The sequence below is a fragment of the Parvibaculum sp. genome (assembly GCF_049672805.1).
In the GTDB taxonomy this organism is placed as follows: Bacteria; Pseudomonadota; Alphaproteobacteria; order Parvibaculales; family Parvibaculaceae; genus Parvibaculum.
In genome coordinates this window covers 1-2,165 of record NZ_JBATWS010000110.1, presented here as the reverse complement: position 1 = coordinate 2,165, position 2,165 = coordinate 1, and the positions used below count along the sequence as shown (strand labels likewise).

Sequence of the window (2,165 nt, the reverse complement as noted above, 5' to 3'; positions counted from 1 at the left end):
TGCCCTCCGCAAGCTGCGCGATCTGCAACCGCTCTTCTTCGCTTGGGTCCGCAGCCCTGCCCCTGCCGCGCGCGGGGGCTGCGCCCGCCATCGCATCGGCCATCAGCCTGGCAATATCGGAGTCGCTCAGCGGCATCATGCGAAGCATCCGGCAGCGCGAGCGGATGGTCGGGAGAAGACGTCCCGGCTGATGGGAAATGACCAGAAAGAGCCCGTTTGCTGGCGGCTCTTCAAGTGCTTTCAGAAGCGCATTGGCCGCATTGGGGTTCATTTCATCCGCGCTGTCGATAATGACAACACGCCACGCACCGCGCTCTGCCGCTGTCAGCCCGAAGAAATGGCCGATGCGGCGCACCTCATCCACGGTGATGACGGTCTTGAGCTTCTTCGTCTTGTCATCCCATGGGCGGCGCACGGTGAGAAGGTTCGGATGGCTTCCCGCCACCACCTGATGAAAGACAGGTGAGTTCTCCGGGACGGAAAGATCGCGCGCGCCCGCCGCGCGGGCGGCGTCAGGCGTGCCGTAATGCAGTGCGAAACGCGCCATGCGATAGGCGAGCGTCGCCTTGCCAATGCCCTTCGGCCCCGTCAGCAGCCAGGCATGCTGCATCCGGCCGCTCATGAAGGCGTCGAACAATGCCTGCTCGGCTTCCTTCTGCCCGACAAGCTGCGAAACCTCACGCGGATGCGGGAAGTCGCCCAGCCGGTCGCTTTCGGGAATCTCGGTCTCGCTCATGCCTTCTAGGTAGCATGAGGGGGTCCGCACGTCATGCGGTGTAACGGGGAGGAAGCGCGGTCAGCGCGTTTCCGGCGCCGTGCCCTGCCGCTGGGCAACCCGCCCCTTCGGCCGCTCAACCTCGGCCGTGAGGACGTTCACCTGTTCATTCAGGTCGCTGGCGAGCGGATCGATATGCTCGTCATTCACCACCACCTCGTAATAGAGGTGGTTGCCGGTGGCGAGCCCGGTCATGCCGACATAGCCGATGACCTCGCCCTTCTTCACTCCGACGCCCGGCCGGATGCCCGGCGCGAAGCCGGAGAGATGGGCGTAATATGTTTTCACGGAATCGGAATGGCTCACCGTGATGAGCTTGCCGTAATTCCCGCGCCAGCCCGCCATGCTGATAATGCCGTCTTCGGTCGCATAGACCGGCGTGCCCTTGGGGGCGGCGTAATCCACGCCCTTGTGAAAGCGGCGGTCCTTCAGCACCGGATGGGTGCGCCAGCCGAAGCCGGATGTCATGCGCGCTTTGGAAGTGTCGATCGGATCGATGAAATGCAGGCCGCGATTGGGATAGGTGGCAGGCGCCACTTCGGGCTTCATCAGAGGCAGGATGTAGCTTGTCGCTTCAAACCCGCGTTCGGCCTCATTGGCCGAGGAAGATGTGGAGGGCAGAAAAACCAGAGCGAGGGTCAGAGCCGTCGCAACAGCAGGAGAAACAAACGCGCCCGTGGCGTCGCGGTGTCGTCGTTTCATCGGCGATCCTTTATGTCGGGCGCGGCCTTGGTGCCGGTTCTGTCTGCGGGCTCAAAATCAAACCCGTGTTCTATAGTCGACAGATCGCATCAAGGTAAATGCTGTTAACTGAAATTTTTTGTCACAAACTTGGGGATATGTGGCCGTCCTCAGGGGGAGAGCCGTTCCTCGACAACCCGCCAGATGGCCGAGGCAACCTCGCCTTCCGAGGCTTCAGCGTCAATCAGGACGCAGCGATCAGGCTCATTTTTTGAAATATTTTCAAAGGCTTGCCGAAGGTTCTTGTGAAACTGGATATCCATGCGCTCATAGCGGTCCTCGCCGCTCGTGGCGCGCACTCCGGCCCGTTTGAGGCCAAGTTCCGGGTCAATATCGAGGATCAGCGTGAGCACGGGCATATCGTCGCCCACAACGAGATTGCGCAGCCGGGTGATGAAATCCGCCCCTAACCCCTGCGCCACGCCCTGATAGGCCATGGTGGAGTCGACAAAGCGGTCGGAGATTACCCAGTCCCCCCGATCAAGCGCAGGCCGGATCGTGCGGGCGAGATGTTCCTCGCGCGCGGCAAAATGAAGAAGCGCCTCCGTGCGCGGCGCCCAGCGGCCCGTCTCACCCGTTACCAACAGCTCGCGGATGAGTTCGGCACCCGGCGCGCCGCCCGGCTCCCGCGTGGTGACAACCTTATGCC

3 protein-coding genes are annotated in these 2,165 nt (G+C 62.3%); all 3 read right to left on the bottom strand.

Annotated features, from left to right (window positions below; all coding sequences use genetic code 11):
• A partial coding sequence (locus tag WBF74_RS03515) for a DNA polymerase III subunit delta' (RefSeq protein WP_424435243.1) occupies positions 1 to 736 on the bottom strand: 736 nt, incomplete at its 3' end.
• 60 nt (positions 737 to 796) lie between these two features.
• Positions 797 to 1,477, bottom strand: a complete 681-nt coding sequence (locus tag WBF74_RS03510; RefSeq protein ID WP_424435240.1) for a M23 family metallopeptidase — start codon at positions 1,475 to 1,477, stop codon at positions 797 to 799.
• A gap of 149 nt (positions 1,478 to 1,626) precedes the next feature.
• Positions 1,627 to 2,165: dTMP kinase (tmk, locus tag WBF74_RS03505; protein WP_424435237.1), on the bottom strand; the 539-nt coding region annotated here is incomplete at its 5' end.